Annotated in this window: 18 protein-coding genes; 16 read left to right on the top strand and 2 right to left on the bottom strand. The window is 38.6% G+C overall.

What is annotated here, in order from left to right; translation table 11 throughout:
* Positions 1-585 precede the first annotated feature (585 nt).
* From AC04Q1_RS13760 to AC04Q1_RS13705, 12 genes are all read left to right on the top strand, one after another.
* Positions 586-1,533, top strand: a complete 948-nt coding sequence (locus tag AC04Q1_RS13760) for an outer membrane protein assembly factor BamD (RefSeq protein ID WP_478365165.1) — start codon at positions 586-588, stop codon at positions 1,531-1,533.
* Between the two features lie 3 nt (positions 1,534-1,536).
* Positions 1,537-1,866, top strand: a complete 330-nt coding sequence (locus AC04Q1_RS13755; protein ID WP_316848606.1) for a DNA-directed RNA polymerase subunit omega — start codon at positions 1,537-1,539, stop codon at positions 1,864-1,866.
* Between the two features lie 78 nt (positions 1,867-1,944).
* On the top strand, positions 1,945-3,141 hold the full coding sequence (coaBC, locus tag AC04Q1_RS13750; protein WP_478365164.1) for a bifunctional phosphopantothenoylcysteine decarboxylase/phosphopantothenate--cysteine ligase CoaBC: 1,197 nt from the start codon (positions 1,945-1,947) through the stop codon (positions 3,139-3,141).
* Positions 3,138-4,031 (top strand): type IX secretion system protein PorD, encoded by an 894-nt coding sequence (gene porD / locus AC04Q1_RS13745; protein ID WP_478365163.1) that lies wholly within the window; start codon positions 3,138-3,140, stop codon positions 4,029-4,031. The genes coaBC and porD overlap by 4 nt, the downstream gene beginning before the upstream one ends.
* A 473-nt stretch (positions 4,032-4,504) precedes the next feature.
* Positions 4,505-4,876 carry a BlaI/MecI/CopY family transcriptional regulator gene (locus AC04Q1_RS13740; protein ID WP_478365162.1) on the top strand — a complete coding sequence of 124 codons (372 nt, stop codon included), beginning with the start codon at positions 4,505-4,507 and terminating at the stop codon, positions 4,874-4,876.
* A gap of 93 nt (positions 4,877-4,969) precedes the next feature.
* The gene (locus AC04Q1_RS13735; RefSeq protein ID WP_478365161.1) at positions 4,970-7,009 is read left to right on the top strand and encodes a M56 family metallopeptidase; all 2,040 of its coding nucleotides are present in this window, start codon (positions 4,970-4,972) and stop codon (positions 7,007-7,009) included.
* Between the two features lie 108 nt (positions 7,010-7,117).
* Positions 7,118-8,770, top strand: coding sequence for a DNA repair protein RecN (gene recN, locus AC04Q1_RS13730; RefSeq protein WP_478365160.1), 1,653 nt, complete (start codon positions 7,118-7,120; stop codon positions 8,768-8,770).
* 34 nt (positions 8,771-8,804) lie between these two features.
* On the top strand, positions 8,805-9,548 hold the full coding sequence (locus tag AC04Q1_RS13725; protein WP_478365159.1) for an energy transducer TonB: 744 nt from the start codon (positions 8,805-8,807) through the stop codon (positions 9,546-9,548).
* A gap of 119 nt (positions 9,549-9,667) precedes the next feature.
* Positions 9,668-10,909, top strand: a complete 1,242-nt coding sequence (locus AC04Q1_RS13720) for a carboxypeptidase-like regulatory domain-containing protein (RefSeq protein ID WP_478365158.1) — start codon at positions 9,668-9,670, stop codon at positions 10,907-10,909.
* A 147-nt stretch (positions 10,910-11,056) separates the two neighbouring features.
* Positions 11,057-12,292, top strand: a complete 1,236-nt coding sequence (locus AC04Q1_RS13715) for a carboxypeptidase-like regulatory domain-containing protein (protein WP_478365157.1) — start codon at positions 11,057-11,059, stop codon at positions 12,290-12,292.
* A gap of 85 nt (positions 12,293-12,377) precedes the next feature.
* Positions 12,378-13,445, top strand: a complete 1,068-nt coding sequence (locus AC04Q1_RS13710; RefSeq protein ID WP_478365156.1) for a PA0069 family radical SAM protein — start codon at positions 12,378-12,380, stop codon at positions 13,443-13,445.
* An 81-nt stretch (positions 13,446-13,526) separates the two neighbouring features.
* Positions 13,527-14,399 (top strand): ATP-grasp domain-containing protein, encoded by an 873-nt coding sequence (locus AC04Q1_RS13705; RefSeq protein ID WP_478365155.1) that lies wholly within the window; start codon positions 13,527-13,529, stop codon positions 14,397-14,399.
* Positions 14,400-14,487: 88 nt separating this feature from the next.
* Here AC04Q1_RS13705 and AC04Q1_RS13700 read toward each other — a convergent pair whose 3' ends face one another.
* Positions 14,488-15,003 (bottom strand): CAP domain-containing protein, encoded by a 516-nt coding sequence (locus tag AC04Q1_RS13700; RefSeq protein ID WP_478365154.1) that lies wholly within the window; start codon positions 15,001-15,003, stop codon positions 14,488-14,490.
* A gap of 145 nt (positions 15,004-15,148) precedes the next feature.
* Positions 15,149-17,701, bottom strand: a complete 2,553-nt coding sequence (locus AC04Q1_RS13695; protein ID WP_478365153.1) for an ATP-dependent Clp protease ATP-binding subunit — start codon at positions 17,699-17,701, stop codon at positions 15,149-15,151.
* Positions 17,702-18,848: 1,147 nt separating this feature from the next.
* Here AC04Q1_RS13695 and AC04Q1_RS13690 point away from each other — a divergent pair.
* The 4 genes from AC04Q1_RS13690 to AC04Q1_RS13675 all read left to right on the top strand — a co-directional run bounded on the left by AC04Q1_RS13690 (position 18,849) and on the right by AC04Q1_RS13675 (position 25,260).
* Positions 18,849-21,773 (top strand): SusC/RagA family TonB-linked outer membrane protein, encoded by a 2,925-nt coding sequence (locus AC04Q1_RS13690; protein ID WP_478365152.1) that lies wholly within the window; start codon positions 18,849-18,851, stop codon positions 21,771-21,773.
* A 17-nt stretch (positions 21,774-21,790) separates the two neighbouring features.
* Positions 21,791-23,293, top strand: a complete 1,503-nt coding sequence (locus AC04Q1_RS13685; RefSeq protein WP_478365151.1) for a RagB/SusD family nutrient uptake outer membrane protein — start codon at positions 21,791-21,793, stop codon at positions 23,291-23,293.
* A gap of 574 nt (positions 23,294-23,867) precedes the next feature.
* Positions 23,868-24,665, top strand: a complete 798-nt coding sequence (locus AC04Q1_RS13680) for a glycosyl hydrolase family 18 protein (protein ID WP_478365150.1) — start codon at positions 23,868-23,870, stop codon at positions 24,663-24,665.
* Positions 24,592-25,260: a hypothetical protein gene (locus AC04Q1_RS13675; protein WP_478365149.1), complete on the top strand. Its 669-nt coding sequence runs from the start codon at positions 24,592-24,594 to the stop codon at positions 25,258-25,260. The genes AC04Q1_RS13680 and AC04Q1_RS13675 overlap by 74 nt, the downstream gene beginning before the upstream one ends.
* Positions 25,261-25,295: the final 35 nt, after the last annotated feature.

The following is a 25,295-nucleotide window of genomic DNA, read 5'->3' as shown; positions in this document are numbered from 1 at the left end:
CAACCGTTTCCTCCGAAGCGGGATGCAAAAGTAGGGAATTTTACCGTACCCGCAAAACATTTTTATGGAATGGAGCAGGGATTAACGTAACCCTATGGCTTACAGACAGAAAAAATGTTAGGATTCCCAAAACTTTTTAGGAAAAAGACTGTTTATCGGCATGCCGCCTCAAAACACTTCCGAAGTTTTCCCTGCGCCCGGCCGTTTAAAACCCCGGAGGTACCTGCCCGGTAAACCTGATAGCAACGGCAGCCCCCGGTTTTTTCTACCGGGGCTATAGTGGATAGCAGGGCTAAACCTAAATAATAGCACAGTCCCTGCTTTACTAAAAAAAATAAACACACTATATATAGTACAAGAATAACGGGGGCATCCCCAACAGACTTTCGAAGTTTTCCTTACCCATTTAAACTTCGGAAGTTATCGGATATATATAGTATATGCCAACAATATGCTACAGATAAATACGCTACATTATATATATGTTAAAAATTGTTAACTGTTATATTGTACTGAATTGCTTTGCATAGCTTAGCGGCCAATTGTTTTTATTGATGTTATCGTATTATTAATTATCTTTGCAGAATGTTTAAAGTTAAACACTTAATTATTTTAGTATTTGTTGCCGCTTTGGGTATTGCGGGTTGTAAAAGTCGTTTCGAGAAATTGAGAGCGAGTAACGACGTTGCAAAAAAATATCAGGAGGCTCTTCGTTTGTATAATAAACGCGATTACAGTAAAGCATTGGTGCTTTTTGAGGATCTTTCTCAAAAATACCGTGGCCGTGCAGAAGCTGAGGATTTGAACTATTATTATGCTTATACCTTATATAGATTAAGTGATTATACAACGGCCAGATACCAGTTTAAAAGTTTTGCAGAAACTTACCCGGCAAGTAAAAATGCCGAAGAGGCCAGGTATATGGGGGCCTATTGCTTCTATTTAGAATCTCCGGCTTTCTCTTTAGATCAGGAAAACACTTATAAAGCTATTGATGCCTTACAATTGTTTATCAATTTATACCCAACCAGTGATCGCGCTGCCGCAGCTGGTAAATATATTGCCACCTTAAGAGGTAAGCTAGAGGATAAAGCTTTCGAAAACGCTAAAATGTATTTAACTACCGGCCCAAGTAACGTAGATAATTACAGAGCAGCGGTTATTGCTTTAAAAAATGCACAAAGAGATTACCCGGACATTAAATATGCTGAGGAAATGGACTTTTTGATGATTAAGGCACAATACCTATATGCCAAAAACAGTTATGTGATCCGCCAGGAAGACCGTTATAATGAAGCTAATGCCTTATATACAGAGTTTACTGAAAATCACCCGGACAGCAAATTTACCAAAGAAGCAAAACTGCTTAAGGAGGATGTTGATGCGGGTATTGTAGCCACAAAACAAGAACTTGCATTATATGCAGCTGATCAGGAAAAATACAAGCAAATGTTGATTAGAACAGGTAAATTAAAAGATACTGTTTCTCAAAAACCAACTAACGCCGATAATACGAATATTAAAAACAAGTAATACATGAATACTAACAAACCTGCTGTACCAAATACTACAGTAACCAGAAACGTACACGATTTAGATAAAACTACAGATAACTTATACGAATCTTTAGTTGTTATTGCTAAAAGAGCAAATCAGATTTCGAACAACGTTAAAGAGGAGTTACACGGTAAATTGGCAGAATTTGCTTCGAGCAACGATAATTTAGAAGAAATTTTCGAAAACCGTGAGCAGATTGAAATCAGCAAGCACTACGAGCGTATGCCTAAGCCTGTTTTGGTTGCTATTGATGAATTTTTGAACGAAAAAATTTATCACAGAAATCCTGCTAAAGAACAACAAAAGTAACTGGCATAGCGCATAGCGTTTAGGGCAAAGCGTTTAGCACTACGCTCTATGTTTCCTGCCTTACGTACTCTGCGCACTATGCTAAAAAATAAAAATATAATCCTTGGCGTTTGCGGTAGCATCGCGGCATATAAATCGGCCTTTTTGGTCCGATTGCTCGTTAAAGCTGGTGCAAACGTTAAGGTTATTCTTACCCCTGATGGTGCTAATTTCATTACACCACTTACCCTTGCTACGCTTTCTAAAAATCCTGTTTATACCCAATATTTCGAAGAAGAAACTGGCGTATGGAGCAACCATGTTGAATTGGGCCTCTGGGCCGATTTAATCATCATCGCCCCGATAAGTGCCAATACTTTGGCCAAACTGGCAACAGGAATCTGCGACAATTTATTAACTGCCGTTTATCTCTCTGCCAAATGCCCGGTTTATGTTGCCCCGGCCATGGATCTGGATATGTGGAAACACGAAACTACCCAAAGCAATATCCAAAAGATCATCAGCTTTGGCAATACGGTTATCGCACCTGCCAATGGCGAACTTGCCAGCGGACTATGGGGTGAAGGCCGGATGTCCGAACCTGAAGAAATCGTTTCCTTCCTGAACAATGCCATACAAAAATCGATGCCCTTATTCGGCAAAAAGGTAATGGTAACTGCTGGTCCTACTTATGAAGCCATCGATCCTGTGCGTTTTATAGGTAATCATTCTTCTGGAAAAATGGGTTTTGCACTTGCAGATGAATTGGCGAAACTCGGTGCCGAAGTTACTTTAATTGCCGGACCAACTGCCCAGAAGGCAACTCAAACTTTAAAAAGAATTGATGTGGTAAGTGCGCTGGATATGTTCGATGCCTGTTCATCCTTATTTCCTGAAACTGATATTACCGTGATGTGTGCAGCTGTGGCCGACTATCGTCCGAAATCGGTTTCGACGCAAAAAATCAAAAAACAAGATGGCGATCTGGTTTTGGAACTGGAAAAAACTACGGATATCCTGGCCTCTTTGGGTGTAGCAAAAAAAGAACATCAAATTTTAGTGGGTTTTGCATTAGAAACCAACGATGAAGAGAACTATGCGAAAGGCAAACTGGAGAAGAAAAATTTAGACCTGGTTATTTTAAATTCTTTAAATGATAAAGGCGCAGGTTTTAAATCGGATACCAATAAAATTACTATTTTTAACAAAGCTTTAGAACGGACTGTATTTCAAACGAAATCGAAAACAGATGTGGCTAAGGATATATGTGCTGCCATTTTAAAAATTACGAAATGATAAAAAAGATTGTTTGGATATTCTTATTGGTTGGTTTCGGAAAGCTGCAGGCGCAGGAATTAAATGCAAGGGTAACTTTGCTGGCTCCTCAGGTTTCTAACATCAGCAAACCCACTATAGAGGCTTTACAAAAAACAATCCGCGATTTTTTAAACAACAATAAATTCAGTAACGAAAGTTACAAACCCCAGGAACGGATTGAGTGCAGTTTCGTCATCACCATCAACTCCTGGGATGGCGGATCTGGTTATACCGCCGAAGCCCAGATTCAGAGCAGTCGTCCGGTTTTTAACAGTTCGTACAACAGTACCCTGTTAAACATGAGCGATAAAAATTTCGATTTTAGCTATCTTGATGGCGCTACAATCGATTTTTCTGATCAGAACTACATCTCCAATATCAGTGCCCTCCTCTCCTACTATGCGTATACCATTATTGGTATGGATAAAGATAGTTTTAGTAAAATGGGGGGAACTCCTTTTTATAAAAAAGCACAGAACATCATCAACTTAGCTCAGGCTTCGGGCAACACCGGTTGGAGGGCAGCAGATGGTTTACGTAACCGCTTTTGGTTTAATGAGAATGTGTTGAACCCTATCTTTAGTGAACTCCGTAATTTCATCTACAGCTATCATTTAAGTGGCCTGGATCAGCTTACCGATAATGATAAGGGACTAACACAGATTGTTGCCGCACTGCCTGCATTACAACAAATGGACAAACAGAAACTGGGCTCTATTTTCCCTAATGTTTATTTCGCCTCGAAAGCTGAAGAAGTAACCAATGTACTTTCGAAACTCAATGGACAGGAACGCATGAAAGCTTATAACATGTTGGCCGATATCGATCCGGCGAATATTGGCAAGTACGAGGGGCTGAAGAAAAATTAGTGCCGTTCGTCATCCTGAATTTATTTCAGGATCTTTCTTACATATTAGAAATAATAATCGCGAAGCAGTTATAAGGCATTTGAAAACCCTACAATAACTCATAACCAGTAAGTTGTTCTCTGTTGTCGTAATTAATTTTCTGAAAAGCAGCATCAGCATTTCAATTAACGCTAGTCCTGCTTTTTGTTCATACGCCTGCAGGCCTTACACACAGGCCGGTATACACGTCAATCAGGTTTAAACATCTAAGTCAGTTTTTCATAGGCGGCTTTTCCTTTCCAAAGCCTAACAGGCATGCAACACTTTTTACATTATTGTGTCTTATCTCCAAAATCGGCCTTGTAAAATTGATGCACAGTTAACCAATTTGTACAGTTAACCGATGCCAATAGTTAAAAATTTGTTAAAATATTTTGATCTTACGAATATCTTCGTACATTTGAATACGAAATAATTCGTACAACTTGTAACATATGACTAATCACAACATCAAACCAACAGAAGGTGAAATGGAAATCCTCCAGGTGCTTTGGCAAAAGGGGAATGCAACGGTAAGAGAAGTTCATGAGGCATTGAATAAAAAAGACTCTGGTTATACCACTACCTTAAAACTGATGCAGATTTTACATGAGAAAGGAATGGTAGAAAGGGATACCAATCAAAAAACGCATATCTACAAAGCATTGGTGAGCCAGGATAAAACTGAAAAGCAATTGGTAAACAAAATGATCGATAACGTATTTAATGGATCGGCAGCAAGATTGGTAATGCAGGCTTTGGGTAACCACAGCGCAAGTGCAGATGAGATTGATGAAATCAAAAGATATTTAGATAGTCTAAAGTAAAACACAGTAGAGGGTTGAAAGGTGTAGGGTTTAGATCCCTAATTAAAAAATTAACATTTCGGGTGATCCCGGTAAAAAATTAAAACCACCGTTATGGAAACTTTATTACAACAGTTTATCAAAGCATTTGGCTGGAGCATATTAAACTCCCTTTGGCAGAGTGCTGTTATTTATGGCATTCTATTTATCGTCATGCTAAGCATCCCAAAAATGGCGGCAAAGTATAAGCACAATCTTGCTTTTGGCGCCATCATCTTAATGTTTATCGGTTTTGGTTATAATTTTGTTCATCAGTTAACGCTGAATATTAGCAATCAGGCAGCCGCAATTACCCCTCAGAACATACAGGTTTACCAATATTTCAACAACCTCCCACCAAGCTTTAGCAGCAAGGCAGAGCAATACTTCCCTGTTGTTGTAGCGTTTTACATCATTGGCATTTTGCTACAGTTGTTCGTGATCATTAAAGGATATGGTCAGCTTTCCAAATTCAAAAAAGAAAGTTTAAGTGCTATTCCCGACAGCTGGAAAACGATTTTCGAGCAGGTAACCGCACATCTTAAAATCAATAAGACCATCCGGTTCCACCTCTCTTCAATTGTTAATGTGCCTTTGGTTATCGGATATCTAAAACCAGTGGTATTGTTCCCGCTGGCCTTGGTAAACCAATTGGATAACGATCAGGTTGAAGCCATTTTAATCCACGAACTATCGCATATCAGAAGAAACGATTTTCTGTTGAACCTCATTAAAACAGCTATAGAAACTTTATTGTTCTACAATCCATTTGTTTGGATGGCCGGCAGGTTTATACACATCGAACGCGAACATGCCTGCGACGATCTGGTTTTAAAAGTAACAGGAAAACCATTGAATTACGCCCATGCCCTACTCAAACTCGAGCTATTAAAAGATAAAAACAGTCCGGCTTATGCACTGGCAGCAACAGGCAAGACTCAAAATTTATATCAACGCATTAAAAGAATAACCAATATGAAAACAAATTATTTAAACGCCAAACAACAAATGGCAGCCTTAACACTGGGTGTAGCTTGCCTGTTTTCTATAGCATGGATCAATCCAACTGAAAAGAAAAAGGAAATCAAAAAACAGCACAAACAGGAAATCTTAACCCTACAGGTCTCGAATGGAAATATAACCCACATGATCTGTACCGATACCACCAAGAAACGTAAAATCAAAATCGTTACCATTGATGCAAACGGAAAGAAAACAGAGTACAATTCCGTTAAAGAAATGCCAGATAGCTTAAGGAAAGATTTCTATAGGGACGAACTTTTTGCTGATAAAAGCATCTACCGTATCCATGCCGATAGTTCGTTCAAATTCAGGTTTAACGATTCGTTGTTACGCGGCAAAATCTTCAAAGAGTACAATTCACCAGAAGCCCAGGCGAAATGGAAAAAATTCGGCGAAGATATGGCTAAACAATACAACTCGCCAGAAGCACAGGCGAAATGGAAAAAATTTGGTGAAGATATTGCCAAACAATATAACTCACCAGAAGCCCAAGCCAAATGGAAAAAAATGGGCGAAGATATGGCCAAAGAGTTTAATACGCCAGAAGCCCAAGCCAAATGGAGAAAGATGGGCGAAGATATGTCGGCTAAAATGAATACACCAGAATTTAGGGCGCAATTAGATAACATCAGGATACAGGCTTTAAAATCTGGAGAGATGGCAAGATTATCTGGACTAACAAGGATTACTTCGGACTCATTGTTTAAGGGAAACAGGAATATGCTCACCGGTCCGGATGGTACCCTATTCTTTTACAACGACAACAATAATACCAATAGCAAAGTAAGGCAGACTGAAGAATATAAAAAGCTAAAAGAAAAGTTCGACAGCGAAGTGAAAGAGCTAAAAGAGAAAATGGAGAAAAAAGAAAAAAAGGAAAAAGTTGAAGGCGGTAATAAAAGCTCGCAAATTAGTCCAGCAGTAATGCTTTACAACAATAAAGATCTTTCAAGCCCTATAAAAGCTTTGAAGATTGAGAATGCGATGGTAACCTATAAAAAGGAAGATTTTAAAGTTGCCGATCAATTGGCATTAAAAAGTTTTGTTCAAACGAATGATATCGCTATTGCCATTCAATCCGCAATTAGATAAAATAAAAAACACATATAAAACCAAACAGATCATTAACAGCGGAGATTATTCTCCGCTGTTTTTGTTTTGTACTATCCTGTTGAATAAATTTTAATATTTTTGCTTAGCATGCTACAAAAACTTTCTATACGTAATTACGCGTTAATTGATAGTCTTGATATCGAATTTGATAAAGGCTTAAATATTATCACAGGTGAAACCGGTGCAGGTAAATCGATTATACTTGGCGCATTGTCGCTCATTTTAGGTCAGCGGGCAGAAAGCAAATACTTCTTTAACCAGGATAAAAAATGTGTTATAGAAGGCAGCTTCACGTTAGCGGATGAAAATCTAAAAGAACTTTTTGAAGAAAATGATCTTGATTTTTCGAAAGAAAGCCTTTTACGGAGAGAAATATCGATAGATGGAAAAACCAGATCCTTTATTAATGATACCCCTGTTAATTTATCAACGCTGAAGCAGGTTGGTGAAAAGCTGATCGATATCCATTCCCAGCATGCTACACAAGAAATTAATGATGCTGATTTTCAATTATTGATTGTAGATTCTCTCGCTAATCATCAATCGCTATTGCTGAATTACCGCAGCGGATTTAAAAAACTTAAGCAAGATAGCAACCTGTTAAAAAAAATAGTGGCTGAGGCAGATGAAGCCAGAAATAAACAGGATTATGAACAGTTTTTGTTTAATGAACTGGAACAGGCAAAATTACAGGAAGGTGAGCAGGAAGATCTGGAACAGGAATTGGAACGTCTGACCCATGCCGAAACCATAAAAAGAGCTTTACTCACGGCTTCAGGTTTAATTAACGAAAGTGAACCTTCTGCTTTACAGATTTTGAAGGAAGCTTCCTTACAATTGCAGAACATCGAAAAGTTCGATCCTGCAATTAACGCACTGTACGAACGTTTACGCTCCTCGATTATTGAAATCAAGGATATTACCGATGAGGTTTCTACTATAGAGGGAAATACCACACACAGTGCCGACCGGCTGGAAATTGTTAACCAAAGACTCGATCTGTTTTATACCTTACAGCAAAAGCACCGGCTTGCCAACAATACTGAATTGCTGACCTTTCAAAAACAGCTGGAAGACAACTTAACCAAACTGTTGTCTTCTGATGAACATATTGAAAAACTGCAGAAAGAAATCGATCAGCTTAAAACAGAACTGCATAAACAGGCCGGTCAATTGAGTGCCAACCGCAAAAAAGCCATTAAGGTGGTAGAAGAGCAAACCAGCATTACACTGAAAAAGGTAGGCATGCTGAATGCGAAGTTGGTATTAGATCAAAAAACATTAGCAGATCTGAATAAAGATGGTCTGGATGAAATTAACCTATTGTTTACCGCCAATGCTGGCCAGGCTCCAGCCCCTGTAAATAAAGTAGCCTCAGGAGGTGAGTTATCGCGACTGATGCTGGCCATAAAAGCACTGCTCGCCAAACACACTTCCTTACCTACTATCATTTTCGATGAAATTGACACCGGAATTTCTGGTGAAACCGCATTAAAAGTGGGCGAAGTCATTTCAGATTTAGGTCAGCATATGCAGGTAATTTCGATTACCCACCTGCCACAGATTGCAGCCAAAGGAACATCCCACTATTTTGTACATAAAAATGAAGACAGTGGAAAAACCACTACAGGAATCCGCAAGCTTAAACAGGAGGAACGTATTGGGGTAATTGCCGAAATGTTGAGTGGTAAAAATCCGGGAGCATCGGCAATCGAAAATGCTAGGGATTTGCTGGGATAATTATGGAAATTGACTCCCACAGCATCTTCAATAAATGAAAAAATATATTTTACTCCATTTATTGCTCATCATTACATTTAGCTTAAAAGCACAAAAAGGCCGGGATAGTATAATTGTTAATGTAGATACCATCAATATTTATGGAAAAGTTATAGATGAAAAAGGTAGCCCAGTAAAAAATGCTACCGTATTATCAGATTCTCATTACACGGGTACAATAACGGACCAAAATGGTTTGTTTAAATTAGATGGTATAAAACCTACAGATTGGATTAGGGTTAGGACTGCCACTACGGCGATTGAAAAACCAATCAATGGAAGCAGGTTTTTATTGCTAACCATGGGACCATTTCATCCGCTTGATTTAAATAAGGATCCGGTAGCTTTTAATATTACGGCAAAAAGAATTTCTTCAAAAGAAAAATTGATTATCAAAATAAAAGACACCACCATTATGTACGATTTTCATCCATTCGGCCATACCAAGTCGGCAGAATATCCCGGTGGTGTGAGAAAATTTTATGAGTTTGTTAAAACCAATATCAAATACCCTCAAAAAGCAATAGTAGAAAATATGGAGGGCCTGGTAATCATCAGATTTATTGTTGATGGAAAAGGAAACTATAAAGATTTCATCACGCTTCAGGATATAGGCTATGGGTGTGCAGCAGAAGTAATCAGGGTGATTAAGAGTTCAAAAAGATGGAGCCCTGCTGTAAGTGGCCTAACTGTTGAACAAAGTTTTATTCTTGAGATCCCCTTCAAGCTGATTGATTGACCAGATTATTGACGCAGTTTATCGAACAGCCCTAAATCGTATTGTGTAAGACTCAAAACTAGTGAGTAATTTTTCTTTTGCATCAGAATAAACTAATGAATTAGTTTTATATTTAAAGCATGAGATCCTTAATACTTTTAATATCATTATTATTTATTGGTCAATTTTCTTCTGCGCAACAAAGTTATGTTCTTTCGGGTATAGTTAAAGATAAAAGCGGGGAAGCCCTACCCGGTGCCGGCGTTTACGTAAGCGGTTATAAAATTGCTACAGTTACTGATAATGATGGCCAATACACACTACCTTTAAAACCCGGAAATTACGATATACTGATACAGCTTATTGGCTTTAAAGCTTTAAATAAAAATGTAGTGATTTCGGATAAAGCCGTAAAGCTTGATCTCACTTTAGAAGAAAGTATCACACAATTGGCCGAAGTAACGATTAAACCCGATCCCAACAGAGCACATTATATTGAAATGTTTAAAGGTTATTTTATCGGCACCACGCCCAACGCCGAACAATGCAAAATCATTAATCCGAATGTACTAATAATCGATTATGACAAAGCAACACTTAAACTTACTGTAAAAACCACACAGTTTCTTATTATCGAAAATAAAGCTCTCGGGTACCGGATTAAATATCTGCTGAACAATTTCGAATACGATAGTAAAACCAGGATTATTTATTATGAAGGTTTTCCTTATTACGAGGATCTAAAAGGATCGGAACGCAGAAAGAAAATCTGGGCACAAAAGCGGCTTACGGCATATTTAGGTTCTTCACAACACTTTTTTAAGTCGATTTTTAATCAACGCGCAACCGAAGAAGGCTTTATCATTAATAAACTGATCACAAAAGAAAACCCCGATAAACCATCTGACAGTATCATCAATGCCAATATTAAACATTTAACAAAAGTGCAAACCGGTTTAACCCGGCCACTAACCATTACCGTGGGAGATTCTTTAAGCTATTGGATTAAAAAGAAAAACCTGCCTGGTGGAATATCTATTTTAAGTCGCGCGCCTGTTCCCCAGGATACCCTGGTACATGTGGAGAACCAAAATATAAAAAGCATCAATTTTGCCGATAAACTTTATGTGGTTTATACTAAAGAAAGAGAAGATCCGGCTTACGCCAACCGGATTGGTTTGTCCATAACCAGACCGCTCGATATGCCTGATTATCAGATTTCGACCATCACCCTACAGCTTGCTCCAGTATATTTTTACGAAAATGGCTCCATATATAATCCCCGCTCTATGCTCTATTCAGGGTATTGGGCCTGGGAAAAAATTGCCGACAGTGTGCCAATGGATTATGTGCCGCCCATTAATGCTGAGCAAAAAAAATAAAGATTTAATCTATTTTGGAAATTTTGCTTCACTAAGTCTTCGGGCTCTCCACTCCGCTCGAAATAACGATTAATTTCAAATGTTAAAATTGTTAAAAATCTTTTTCGTTTTTAATAAATATTAAGCCTTTTGGTTACATTCGTCTCCATGATTAAAAGCTTTTTAGTAGCCCTCATGCTGATCATTCTGGGCACTAATGCCATTGCTCAAAACACCTTCTCGATTAGTGGTATAGTTAGGGATCAAAAAGATGGATTACCTGGCTCCAGTATCTATTTGAGTGGTTATAAAATTGCTACGGTGGCCGATAATGATGGCCGGTTTAAACTTTCAAACCTAAAGCCGGGCAGTTACGATCTGCTCGTTCAGATTGTAGGTTACCTCCCCTATTCGAAAAGTGTAATCATTTCCGATAAGTCGGTACAGGTAGAGCTGGTTTTAAAAGAAAATGTTGCCCAACTCGAGGAAGTTGTTATCCGGGCCGATCCTAACCGCCAAAAATACATCAATCAGTTTAAAGACTTTTTTATTGGCAAAACACCCAACGCTACACAATGCAAGATCTTAAATCCACAGGTTTTAAATGTAGATTTCGACATTACCAAAAGCACCCTAACCGTTTCTACTACTGAATTTCTGATCGTCGAAAATAAGGCTTTAGGTTACCGCCTTAAATATATGCTCGATCGTTTCGAGTATAATTCACGTACCCATATTATTTATTATTCCGGTCACCCGTTTTTTGAAGAATTAAAGGCTTCGGCAGCGAAAAAGAAAAAATATATTGCGGCAAGAGAAGTAGCTTATTATGGTTCATCTCAGCATTTCTTCCGCTCGCTTTATGCCAACAAAACACAGGAAGAAGGGTTTATCATCAACAAAATGATTAAAGTGCCCAACCCTAACCGTTATCCTGAATACGTAATTAATACCAATTTAGAGAAAATTAAGGCCGTACCCGAAAAAACAGGCATCAGACAGACTAAAGGTAAAATAGATACTGCTTTATTTAACTTTTGGATGAAACAGAAGGAAATGCCAAAAACCATTGACAGATTTTCGAGAGCCGACGTGCTCACCGATACTTTGGTGCATTATTTTAATCAGAATTTAAAATACCTGAGTTATACGGATGCCTTGTTGATCCAATACACTAAAGAAAAAGAATCTCTTGCCTATTCCAATACCGGTTTCTGGATTTTCAGACCACTAGATGTGCCTGAAAATGAAATATCTGTGGCCAATTTAACAGGTGAAGGCGTCCGTTTTTATGAGAATGGTGGCATTTACGACTCCCGGTCGCTGTTGTACGAAGGCTTCTGGGCATACGAAAAAGTAGCCGATATGGTCCCCATGGATTATGTGCCGCTCTCCAAAAAGTAAAATAATTGAAGGCCAACATTAAATTGTTGAAAAGTCCATCCTGATAACACCTTAAAATTACTAAAAATATTAGTAATTTTAAATCATGATTGGTGAAGAAGAAAAACAATATTTTAAGGGCCGGGGTGCCCAGGTAAATCCACACAACAAATTTTTAAAAGATGTTTACGTAAAAGAACATCAGGAAGGAATAGACGATTGGGAAGAAAGCGATCGTAAAACTGCGTTTATTTTTGAAAATTCGAAAACCATCGTCAACAAGGTAGATAGTCCGGATGTGGGTATGGCATACTCCTTAAATCCTTATCAGGGATGTGAACATGGCTGTACCTATTGTTATGCGCGTAACTCTCACCAATATTGGGGTTATAGTGCAGGGATAGAGTTCGAAAGAAAAATAATCGTCAAAAAAGATGCACCCGAGTTATTTAAAAAATTTCTGGAGAAAAAAGGTTGGGATGCTACCACGATATCACTTTCTGGCAATACCGACTGTTACCAACCTGCCGAAAGGAAATTTAAACTGACCAGGCAACTGCTGGAAATCGCACTGGCTTATAAACAACCTATCGGGATGATTACCAAAAACTCCTTAATCCTCCGCGATCAGGATATTTTACAGGAAATGGCCAAATTAAACCTCTGCATGGTATATGTTTCCATCAATAGTTTAAATGAAGATCTGCGGCAGGTAATGGAACCGCGGACTACAACTGCAAAACAACGCTTAAGGGTGGTTGAAGAGTTGAGCAAAGCCGGAATACCCATGGGGGTGATGGTTGCGCCCCTTGTTCCGGGGTTAAGCGACCACGAAATACCAAAAATATTAAAAGCGGTTGCCCATGCCGGGGCAATTAAGGCCGGTTATACCGTAGTACGGCTAAACGGTGCAATTGGACAGATATTTGAAGACTGGCTGCGCAAGAATTTCCCCGACCGTTTTGATAAGGTCTGGCACATGATTCAGAGTTGCCACGGGGGTAATGTAAACGATAGCAGATTTGGCGACCGGATGCGCGGTGATGGAAATATCTCGCAAATGATCAGGGATAATTTCAGGTTACATTGCCGTTTAAATGGCTTAAATGTTAAGGATATTATTTTAGATCACAGCTTATTTAAAATCCCGAGCAATCAGGTAAGCCTGTTTTAGTTCAGTCTCTCCGGAAGTATTTTTCAGCTTTTCAAAGCAGTAGATTTGTAATCTACAATCATTAAACTTAGTTTTAGCCCCATGAACATTGCATTAATAACCTATCTGGATCAAGGGGCATATGATACCACTACTGTTGAAAGTGAAGATGATAAACTTTTAGATTTTTTAAAAGAAAAAGGGCTTAAGATTGAAAAGGTAATCTGGAATGATCAAAATATAAATTGGGAAAATTATGCACTGGCCATTTTAAAATCACCATGGGATTATTTTGACCTGATTGAAGATTTTTGTAAATGGCTCGACCATTTGGAAGAAAAAAAAGTTCAGTTGCTCAATTCAATAGATATCGTTAGATGGAATTCGAATAAAAGGTACCTTCAAGAGATTGAAACAGCAGGTTTAAAGATAACGCCCAGTATTTTTATCAATAAAAAAGAAAGCATAAACCTGAACCATTTCTTCGAAAAATTTAATACCGATAAATTAATTGTAAAACCCTGTGTGAGCGGTGGTGCAAAAAATACATTTAAGGTAACAGCCGATAATGTGCATGAAATTAACCATAAACTCCAGCAGCTGGTTCAGAATGAAGATTTTATTGTACAGCCATTTTTGCCCGAAATTTTACAAAGTGGAGAATGGTCTTTCGTTTTCTTTAATGGCAAATACAGTCATTCCCTAATCAAGCAAGCTAAAGCGGGCGATTTTAGGGTACAACCAGCACATGGCGGATCTGTACATCCACAACAGCCAAATGAAGACCTAATTGCAATAGCGCAAAATTATGTGAGTTTATTTGCTAAAAACTGTCTTTATGCCAGGGTAGATGGCACCTTTGTAAATGGCGAATTTTTATTAATGGAATTGGAACTGATTGAGCCTTTTCTATTTTTGAATACTGATCCGGAAAATTATAACCGCTATTATCAAGCATTACAGGATTTAATTTGAAAAAAATATTATTTTGAATCTCCAATCTTTCTAACCTGACTGGAAATCAAAGTCTTTTCCGTTAAAGTTGGGAATAGACCTGAATGCTTTACTTCGCCGCAAAAACCTGCACCCAATAATACTCTGTTTTAGCGGCCCCCATTTGTTTGAAAGCAGCATTCATAATATTTTTGCAATGATCTTCGCTTCTAATCCAATCGTTAAAAACCTGTGTTTCGGAAGTTTGCCCTGACGCAATATTTTCGCCAACCACCGTCCAGGTATATCCGGTGGCTTTAACTCTTGCACCAACATTGTCGCCATTTGCAGAAGTGTGCGATAGTGTTCTGATCGATGCAATATACTTACTGTGGCCAATTGCGGCAGAACTTAAATTCACACTCCAGTTTAGTGCACCCACTGGTGGCATAACAGTTGTTCCACAGGTACAGCCAGTTATTCGGGTGTCGTTTACGAGCTTTAACAGGGCATCATTATTAATATTGGTTGTTGTGGAAATCACTGATGGATCATCTGTTGGTGAAGAATCAGAATCAGTTCCTTTTTTACAGGATAATGCAAAACATATCGTTATGCATACCAAGGGGTAAACGATAAATTTCATATATAGTAGATAGCTTAACGAAATATACGATGATCTTCTGTAAAAAAATAATTTATCTTTCACCCTTTAAGCAACCGGTTTGTTTGCAGACTCCCTTAAAGAATTAAAACAAAAAAACTCCCGACTTTCATCGGGAGTTTCTTATTTATTTACTCGAAGAATCTTCTTCTTGTTTCGGCTCTTCTTTTTTCTTTTCGCCCTTTTTGTGGGCGATTGAGATCAACTCGCTAGTTTTATCATAATCAATCTCTAAAACATCACCCTCGGTTAATTCACCTTTAAGGATCTCTTCAGCAATTGGGTCTTCTAAATACTTCTGGATCGCTCTTTTTAACGGACGGGCTCCAAAATTACTATCAAAACCTTTGTCAGCGATATATTCTTTAGCGTTATCGGTTAATGCAATCTCATAACCTAAAGTATGCACACGACCGAATAAAGCTTTTAACTCGATATCGATAATTTTGAAGATTTCTTCTTTGCCCAGGCTATTGAATACCACCACATCATCCACACGGTTTAAAAACTCAGGAGCGAAGGCACGTTTTAAAGCACTTTCAATTACGCCACGACTGTGGGAATCGGCCTGGTTTGTTTTCGCCGCAGTAGAGAAACCCACACCTTGACCAAAATCTTTTAGCTGACGGGCACCAATGTTCGAAGTCATGATGATGATTGTATTTCTAAAATCAACTTTACGACCTAAACTATCGGTTAACTGTCCTTCATCCAAAACCTGCAATAAGATATTGAATACATCAGGATGCGCTTTTTCAATCTCATCCAATAGGATTACTGCATAAGGTTTTCTCCTTACTTTTTCAGTTAACTGCCCACCTTCTTCGTAACCCACGTATCCCGGAGGCGCGCCCACTAAACGTGATACCGCGAATTTCTCCATGTACTCACTCATGTCGATCTGAATCAGAGAATCATCACTATCGAACATGAAACGGGCCAGTTCTTTTGCCAATTCTGTCTTACCTACACCTGTTGGGCCTAAGAAAATGAATGAACCAATTGGTTTCTTAGGATCTTTTAAGCCTGCTCTTGTACGTTGGATGGCTTTGGTCAATTTCTTGATCGCATCATCCTGACCGATAATTTTCTCAGCCACTTTATCGTACATATTCAACAGTTTGGCACTGTCGGTCTGTCCAACACGTTGCACCGGAATACCCGTCATCATCGAAACCACTTCAGCAACGTTATCTTCTGATACTTCGTAACGTTTAGTTTTGGTTTCAGCTTCCCACTCTGCTTTTGCTTTATCTAATTCTTCAATTAAATTTTTCTCAGTATCGCGGAGTTTTGCAGCTTCTTCATATTTCTGGCTACGTACAACCTTGTTTTTCTCTAACTTGATATCTTCAATTTTAGCTTCGATATCGATAATGTTCTGTGGAACATGAATGTTCGTTAAGTGAACACGGGATCCTGCTTCATCTAAAGCATCGATAGCTTTATCTGGTAAGAAACGGTCAGAAATATAACGCGATGTTAAAGTAACGCAGGCTAAAATTGCTTCGTCGGTATACGTAACACCATGGTGTTCTTCGTACTTATCTTTAATACGGGTTAAAATTTCTACAGTTTCATCTGGTGTAGCAGGCTCTACCATCACTTTCTGGAAACGACGGTCTAAAGCGCCATCCTTCTCAATATACTGACGGTATTCATCTAAAGTTGTGGCACCGATACATTGAATTTCGCCCCTTGCCAATGCAGGCTTGAACATATTCGATGCATCTAATGAACCTGATGCGCCACCTGCACCAACAATGGTGTGGATCTCATCAATAAATAAAATTACATCTGTCGATTTTTCAAGCTCGTTCATCACGGCTTTCATACGTTCTTCGAACTGGCCACGGTACTTAGTACCAGCCACCAATGATGCTAAATCTAAGGTCACTACACGTTTGCCAAAAAGCACACGCGAAACCTTACGTTGAACAATGCGTAAAGCCAAACCTTCTGCAATTGCAGATTTACCAACACCTGGTTCACCGATTAAAATCGGGTTGTTCTTTTTTCTACGGGATAAAATCTGTGATACACGTTCGATTTCTTTCTCGCGGCCAACAATCGGGTCTAAACGACCTTCTTCTGCAGCCTTTGTTAAATCACGACCAAAGTTATCCAAAACCGGGGTTTTAGATTTTATATCCGAAACCTTTTTAGGTGTACTAAAGCTTTCTTCTTCACGATAATCATCATCACCTCCTGTAGAGGCACTGTTTGAGATATCATCTCTGAAACCATTCTTATTCACTTCAACCTCCTGTTTAAAAACATCATAAGTAACGCCATATTGTAACAGGATCTGTGAGGCAATGTTATCATCATCTCTCAAAACCGATAACAATAAATGTTCGGTGCCAATTAAATCGCTTTTAAATATTTTAGCTTCTAAGTAAGTAATCTTTAAAACTTTTTCTGCCTGTTTAGTTAATGGAATATTGCCCAAGTTTACTGTAACACTCGAAGTACCGCGAACGGCATCTTCAATTGAGCGGCGCAATTTACCGGTATCAACCCCTAACGATCGTAAAATTTTTATAGCCATACCATCGCCTTCGCGGATGAGGCCCAATAATAAATGCTCGGTTCCAATGTAATCGTGCCCCAAACGGAGAGCTTCCTCCCTACTAAAAGAGATTACATCTTTAACCTGTGGTGAAAATTTTGCTTCCATAATACCTTTCTTAACAGCTACGTCCCTAAACTATAAAATAAATTATAAAAGCGACTGTACCATTTCGTTTATTTTATCAACAATTGCGCCATTTGGGTGGATAAAAGGCAGTATACATATCCCCCAGCCTAAAAAATACGGTAAGAATATCGTTTTGATAAATATATATTCCTTTATATCTATCTACGTAATAACTGTTTTATAGGTTTTAAAAGGGGCTTTATTCTTTAGTTCCCTCTTAAATTATCATTTTGTCGGTTTATTGTAAGGATTTTTTCGGTTCGAATAACTGACAATTTGTTGCTTTTTGTTAAGGCAATTTACAAGTTTTGACAGAAAAACAAAAGGAACGTGACATCATTTAACAAATTCACTATACAATTATCAATAACCTACAGCCAGCCACAATTAAATACCCATAATGTGATTACGAAACTAACTGCAAATAGGTTGTTTTTGTTTTGAAATATGTAAGGTCTTTAAGACTATCCTGAAGCTTTTAACCTTTTTTTAACTGCTTAATGTTAAAGCTACAACGCTATCATTAAAGATTTAAGGACATTCAGAGAAACATACGTTAATACAATTGGATATCTGAATGCTCCTTAACTGCTTAATGGTAACTACGAAACCATTAATATATAATGACGTTAGAGGTTAAAAGAAATCTAAAGAATTTGTCGGGGAATTTAAAAAGATTTCAACACAATCATTTTCTTTTAAAAAACAATTAAACAAATTATTATTTACGCTTTAAATAAAAAAAACCAACACAAATTCAAAATTATTCAATCATTCTCTTTAAACCGCCAAAATAAATAACCTTAAACCTAAAAAAAGAAGGCTAATCAACAAAAAAGGCAAACGTTTGCGCTCTATAAAATCCAATTTTACTGAACACCTTAATAATAGCGTATTCAAACCGCTTAATTCTTACACAATCCTGCAATCTCATCAATATTTCACACAAACGTTTGCGTTGCATTAAAGATTGATATTAATTTTTATGGTTATAGTTTAGTAGTAATCATTTTATACAAAGTATATTATTTATGAATGTAAGAATAACTTTTAGTCCTCCATAATCTGATTAATGTCCCTCAGTAATAATAAAATAAACAACTAACCTCACCTAACCTAAAAAAACATGAAGAGATTTCTTTTAATGATCTCCCTTATTGCCTGTATTTTCACCGTAAAGGCACAAAACCGTACCATATCGGGTACAGTGACAGACAGTAAAAAACTCCCGCTTCCCGGAATTACCATAACAGTTGTAGGTACGAAAAGTGCCGTACAAACCGATGCCAATGGAAAGTACAGCATCAGCGCGGAAGAGGGAAGCATACTCGAATTTAAAGCCCTGGGCTTTACCACAAGAACCGCTAAGCTGGGAACAAGTAATTCGTTGGATATTTCTTTGACGGATCAGTCAACAGAGTTAGATGCAGTAACTGTTGTTGGTTATACCACAAAGAAGAAATCAGAAATTTCCAGCGCGGTGACTACCGTAAGTGGCTCACAACTTAATGATGTAACGTCGGTAAATCTCGGCAACCTACTCCAGGGTAAAGCACCAGGTGTAGTGGCCAGCTCTGCCTCTGGCGATCCAACAGCCGGCTCAAAAGTAGTAGTACGTGGTGTAGGGAGCATCAATGCAGGTACCGGGCCACTAATTGTTGTGGACGGAAATATTGGTGGTACTTATAATCCTGCAGATGTAGACAACATCACCATTCTCAGAGATGCCGCTGCTACAGGTTTATACGGATCGAGAGCCGCCAATGGTGTTATTATAGTAACTACCAAAAAAGGAAAGGCGGGTGAAACCAGATTTAGTCTAAACTCAACTATAGGTATTGCAAAAGCCACTACCGGCAATTTTAAGCTGATGGATGCACAACAGCTTTACGATTACCAGAAATCGTTCTTCACTACTCCTCCAGATCCATCATTGGTCAATACGAATACGGACTGGTGGAATGAAGCCTTTAGAACAGCGTTGATAAATAACCATACCTTAACCGCATCAGGAGGGAGTGAGAAAACTCAATTCTATATTTCGGGCAATTATTTTAAAGAAGAAGGAACTTTAATCAATAATGATAAAACCCAATACAGTTTAAGGGCCAACCTTACTTCGCAGTTAACCAAAAAATTAAAACTGACCGCTTTGTTGAGTGGAATTGTAATCAACGACAATTATAATCCTGAAGACGCTGTTTATCAAGCCTATTTAAATATGCCTTTCGACCCGGCATACGATGCTGCAGGCAATCCGACAGATCCCCGTAATATCCCTTCGTGGAAAGGCAGAGACCGTTCTAATTTTTTACAAAGCTTACAATATAACTATTCAAAAGCCAGAAGTTACACCACTACCGGAGATGTAAACCTGGATTATGACCTACTCAAAAACCTGACACTTTCCAGCTATAACCGGGCTACAATCGCAAATGGACGATCAAACAGTTATTATGATAGAAGAAGCCAGAGTGGAGCGACAAATTTAGGTACAGCATCTTTAGACAATACATTTTCAACAACATTATTAACTTCCAACAGGGTTAAGTATAATGTGAATGTTGGCAATCATAGCCTGAGTGTTTTAGGGGTTGCAGAGGTAGAAAGTTACAAATATGATGCGTCCGGAATTACCGCAAAGGGTTTACCCGCAGGATTAGATGCTATCAATACGGCAACCGATATTACCGACAAGCCAACGGGTAGGTACGATCAATATCAAAACATCAAATACTTGGCTCAGGCAGATTACAGTTATCAAAGCAAATATTATTTAGTCGCCTCGATAGTTAACGAATATTCTTCACGGTTTGGAAAAAACAATCCTGCTGCAACTTTTTACCAGGCAGGGGCATCATGGATTCTATCGAATGAAGATTTCTTAAAGAGCAATACTACACTTACCTTTTTAAAACTGCGGGCCAGTTTTGGTACTACTGGAAACCAGACATTCAGGGCTGACGACAATCCAGATGGCTTATACGAATCGCTCGGTCTCTACAACTTAAATGCCGCAGCATCTTACAATGGTCAAACAGGTGCTTTTCCTACACAAATAGCTAATCCAGATTTGACCTGGGAAAAATCAAGCGCATATAACCTGGGGCTGGATTTTGGTTTATTTAAACGTATAGACATTACTATCGATGCTTACGACAAACGTAATTCAGACCTATTATTTGCAGTTCCTCTTCCCTCAACCGTTGGTTATGGCAGTATTCGAAGAAATGTTGGTGAGGTAAGAAACAGAGGTATCGAGTTTACCATTAACACTAAAAACATCCAGCAAAAAGACTTTAATTGGGAAACCAGCTTTAACATGTCTTTCAACCGCAACAAAGTGATGGAGTTGAATCAGGGATTACTGGTTGTAAATAGTGGTACGCAACCAATCGCATTAGGCCACGATATGGATGAATGGTACATGCAAAAATGGGCAGGTGTAAATCCGGCAGATGGCAAGCCTCTTTGGGAAAAATTAGATGATCCCAGCGGTGTCACCAGTACTTATAATCAGGCAACCAGACAATATACAGGCAAATCCGCGGCACCAAAATTTAGTGGTGGATTAACCAATACACTGGCTTATAAAAACTTCACGCTTTCAGCCTTTTTAAATTTTGTATATGGCAACTGGGTATATAATGATAGCCGCTTTTATTTCGATAACGATGGCGTATACGAAAGTTATAATCAACAGGTATTACCTAAGGGTTCGGTAAGGTGGACAACCCCAGGCCAAACCGATGCTACACATCCACAGGCTAAATTTGGAGGAAATGCGCAATCGCACCAAAGCTCAACCCGTTTTTTAGAGGATGGAAGTTATCTGAGATTGAGAAATGTAACTGTAGGATATAATCTGCCTGCAAATTGGTTAAAGAAGGCTTCGATAAATTCAGCCCGTTTATATGTTAGTGGGGATAACCTATTTACCGCTACCAAATTTTCGGGTGTAGACCCTGAGGTTGATTTAACTAATGGTACATCATCTTTCAGATACCCAACAAGCAGAAGAGTTGTTTTTGGCGTTAACCTAACATTCTAACTATTAATAAGATTATCATGAAAATATATCAAAATCACATTATAAAATTCGCCATTGCAGCCAGTGTTCTTTTTACCGCACCTGCTTGTCGAAAAACATATTTTCCTTCAGATAAAGTAGAGGATGCCAATCTTTTGACTACCATTGAAGGTATGCGAACAGCTACATTAGGCAACTACGCCACTTTAAAATCGTTAAATTACGAAAACAACTATCACTGGCTGGCCGAACTCCCTTCTGATGAAGTTGCCCAGGGTCAGGGCTCATCAAGTGATGTGACCAATTTGTATAAATATACACATCTGGTAAATTCAGCGAATGCGACTGCTTATTTCCAGCAAGCCTACTATATTGTCTCGGCTGCAAATAAGATTATTAAAGTTATACCAGATAATGGCTCGGCAGAATTATTACAGATTAAAGGGGAAAACCTATTCCTTAGGGCAATGTTACATTTTAATTTGGTACGGATGTTCGGAAGACCGTATCAACAAAACCCAATCTCGAACCCTGGCATACCAATTTTGAACGAAACAATCAGTGAAGCCGATGCCGCAACAATTAAAAGAAGTACCGTAGCCCAGGTTTACGATTTCGTTATTGCCGATCTTTTAAAAGCTTCGCAATTCCTAACCGATGACAAAAAAGGCAATAGCTTTGCTTCAAAATTAGCTGCCTATGCACTTCTTTCAAGGGTTTATCTCTACATGGACAATAACGCCAAAGCCATCGAATATGCCAATATGGTAATTAGCTCAGGCAAATATCAATTGCTACAGAATGAAGCATTCCAAACCTATTTTAGAGGCGATCCTGAAAAAAACACTGAAAATATTTTTGCCATTAAACATACCAAAACAGAAAACTATGATTATTCGGCCATTGGTTCGTTATATTATAGTGGTGATGCCAATGGTAATGCCTTAGGCCAGGGAGAGAGTGGCTGGGGAGAGATTTATGCTTCGGTAAAATACTACACCTTCCTTAATAAATACCCTCAGGATAAGCGCAAGAGTTTTATCTCTCCTTATATCATTAATGGCGTTCAACAGTTAAACCCCAAATTAACGCCTGCTACCCCAATCTATTACGTTAATAAAAATAACCTGCAAGAGGGCGTTATTAATTTAACTTCTCCGGTTTACCTTCGATTGGCAGAACAATATTTAAACCGGGCTGAGGGAAATGCAAAGCTGAACAATACCCAGCTGGCATTGGATGATGTTAATGTGATCAGGACCCGCGCCGGGATTCCAACATATACCTTGGCAGATGTTACACCAGCCCACAGCATTTTAGATATTGTACTGGAAGAAAGATGGCTTGAACTGGCCTTTGAAGGCCATAGGGCTTACGATCTGTTTAGGAATAACCGCCCGGTGGTAAGAGATTATCCAGGTACACAATCCACGATCAATGGCTCGGTTAATCAAACCATCAACCCAACAGATGCGAGGATAATTTATTTTATTCCACAAACCGAAAGAGATAAAAATCCTAATTTGTCTCAAAACCCTTAGAAAAAAGTAAATTTCATATTATTAAAAATTGCAAAAGCCTTTCAATCCTGAAAGGCTTTTTACATTAACTAATGTTTACGGTTTCTACTAAGAATTAATCCGCTGGCTAAAAATAAAACATTTGTAGTGGCTTGTATAAGGTGACAAAACTTATGAACGAAATATGATAATTACATTAAAACAGGATTAGAATGTGCTGGTGAATTGTTTAAATCATTAAACTGAAAAAATATCTGCGCATACCTTCTTGATCTGAAGGAGTCAATTTTATGATCTCTCACTTAGGGAAAAGCGAATCAAAGCTTTATATATCCTGTTCCAATATAAAATTTCAATCGTTAGAACTGCATGGTAACGATTATATACTACTAAACCGTAATAATAAACACACAAAATAAATATAATACGTTTACATTAGTAGAGATAGGGTACTGGAATTGGATTTATTGACTTCAATACATTGTATGATGACATAGGAGAAATAGCTTTTCTCTATATGCCTATTACGTGCCTATCATCGTATGATGAGATCATAACCTAAATATAAATCACTAACCAATTAATTGAAAAACTTATGAGAAATGCAACAAAAACATGGCTTGGAACACTGTTCGCCCTTATAGTGCTATATTCCTGTAAAAAATCAGAGATCAATCCCGATCAAGGCAGCGATCTTTTCGAAGGCAAAAAAAACGAAATGGCCGTCGCCTCACTTATCCCAGGCACCTCCTTTAGAGTGGTAGGCTATATGCCCTCTTGGGCGGGTGCTGTAAATCAGATCCAGTTCAGTAAACTTACCCATGTTAATTATGCCTTTGTACTGCCCAATTCAACCGGTGGACTTCAAGCGGTAGAAAACCCTTCTAAATTGCAAAGCCTGGTGAGTTCGGGCCATGCCGCAGGTATAAAAGTGCTTATTGCTGTTGGTGGATGGAACAACGGCAACGATAGTGCATTCGAAAGTCTTGCAGCCAATTCGGGTTATAGAACCAATTTCACTAATAATATGATCAGTTTCGTAAACCAGTATAACCTCGACGGGGTAGATATCGACTGGGAATATCCAGATAATGGGAGTTCGGCCAATAATTATACGCTCTTGATGCAACAATTGAGTACCGCACTGCATAACAACGGAAAACTACTTACAGCTGCTGTAGTTTCTGAAAATGGTGGGAGCATTCAAAGTGGCGTTTTTGCCGCAGTGGATTTTTTAAACCTGATGGCTTATGATGGTGGTGGTGCCAACCACTCTACCTATAATTATGCAGTAAACTCGATCGATTATTGGCAAGGGCGTGGACTTTCAGCAGCGAAAACTATTGGGCGTTCCTTTCTATGGACGTTCGTCTTCTTCTTACCTCGATTATAAAGATATCCTTGCGCAAGGCGGGAGTCCAAATTCAGATACTTTTGGCAATATTGGTTACAATGGCATTCCCACAATCAAAAGCAAAACCAATTTAGCTTACGACCGTACTGGAGGAATCATGATCTGGGACTTGAATGCTGATGCCACAGGAGGCAACTCTTTGTTAAGCGCGATTAACGATGCGATTATTGCACGTGTAAACAATGGAGGCTCAAACATTCCATTCGGCACAGTGATTTCGCTAAAAGGTTTCAACAACAAATATGTGAGTGCACAGAACGGTACCGCTGCCATGACCTGTACCACTACCACAGCCACATCAACTGAACGGTTTACCGTTATAGATGCCGGAGGTGGTAAGGTGGCCCTAAGGAGCATGGGCAAATATGTATCGTCAGAAAATGGTACGCAGGCCATTACCTGTAACCGAGCAACCATAGGCGATTGGGAAAAATTCGACTGGGTTGTTGCGGCAGATGGCAAAATTGCTTTCAGGGGAAACAACGGGAAATTCATTTCAAGTGAAAACGGCACACAAGCCATGACCTGTACCCGCGTTACCGCTTCGGGCTGGGAGTATTTCACTAAAAACTAATAATCATTAACCGCTCTAATTTCACTGATCAATGC

It is taken from the genome of Pedobacter humicola (assembly GCF_056490705.1).
This window is presented reverse-complemented; position numbering and strand designations above follow the sequence as displayed.

What these genes read in the sequence shown, in the direction of transcription:
- AC04Q1_RS13760 (WP_478365165.1), top strand. Translation starts at nt 586, where the DNA reads ATGTTTAAAGTTAAACACTTAATTATTTTAGTATTTGTTGCCGCTTTG.
- AC04Q1_RS13755 (WP_316848606.1), top strand. Translation starts at nt 1,537, where the DNA reads ATGAATACTAACAAACCTGCTGTACCAAATACTACAGTAACCAGAAAC.
- coaBC (WP_478365164.1), top strand. Translation starts at nt 1,945, where the DNA reads ATGCTAAAAAATAAAAATATAATCCTTGGCGTTTGCGGTAGCATCGCG.
- porD (WP_478365163.1), top strand. Translation starts at nt 3,138, where the DNA reads ATGATAAAAAAGATTGTTTGGATATTCTTATTGGTTGGTTTCGGAAAG.
- AC04Q1_RS13740 (WP_478365162.1), top strand. Translation starts at nt 4,505, where the DNA reads ATGACTAATCACAACATCAAACCAACAGAAGGTGAAATGGAAATCCTC.
- AC04Q1_RS13735 (WP_478365161.1), top strand. Translation starts at nt 4,970, where the DNA reads ATGGAAACTTTATTACAACAGTTTATCAAAGCATTTGGCTGGAGCATA.
- recN (WP_478365160.1), top strand. Translation starts at nt 7,118, where the DNA reads ATGCTACAAAAACTTTCTATACGTAATTACGCGTTAATTGATAGTCTT.
- AC04Q1_RS13725 (WP_478365159.1), top strand. Translation starts at nt 8,805, where the DNA reads ATGAAAAAATATATTTTACTCCATTTATTGCTCATCATTACATTTAGC.
- AC04Q1_RS13720 (WP_478365158.1), top strand. Translation starts at nt 9,668, where the DNA reads ATGAGATCCTTAATACTTTTAATATCATTATTATTTATTGGTCAATTT.
- AC04Q1_RS13715 (WP_478365157.1), top strand. Translation starts at nt 11,057, where the DNA reads ATGATTAAAAGCTTTTTAGTAGCCCTCATGCTGATCATTCTGGGCACT.
- AC04Q1_RS13710 (WP_478365156.1), top strand. Translation starts at nt 12,378, where the DNA reads ATGATTGGTGAAGAAGAAAAACAATATTTTAAGGGCCGGGGTGCCCAG.
- AC04Q1_RS13705 (WP_478365155.1), top strand. Translation starts at nt 13,527, where the DNA reads ATGAACATTGCATTAATAACCTATCTGGATCAAGGGGCATATGATACC.
- AC04Q1_RS13700 (WP_478365154.1), bottom strand. Translation starts at nt 15,003, where the DNA reads ATGAAATTTATCGTTTACCCCTTGGTATGCATAACGATATGTTTTGCA.
- AC04Q1_RS13695 (WP_478365153.1), bottom strand. Translation starts at nt 17,701, where the DNA reads ATGGAAGCAAAATTTTCACCACAGGTTAAAGATGTAATCTCTTTTAGT.
- AC04Q1_RS13690 (WP_478365152.1), top strand. Translation starts at nt 18,849, where the DNA reads ATGAAGAGATTTCTTTTAATGATCTCCCTTATTGCCTGTATTTTCACC.
- AC04Q1_RS13685 (WP_478365151.1), top strand. Translation starts at nt 21,791, where the DNA reads ATGAAAATATATCAAAATCACATTATAAAATTCGCCATTGCAGCCAGT.
- AC04Q1_RS13680 (WP_478365150.1), top strand. Translation starts at nt 23,868, where the DNA reads ATGAGAAATGCAACAAAAACATGGCTTGGAACACTGTTCGCCCTTATA.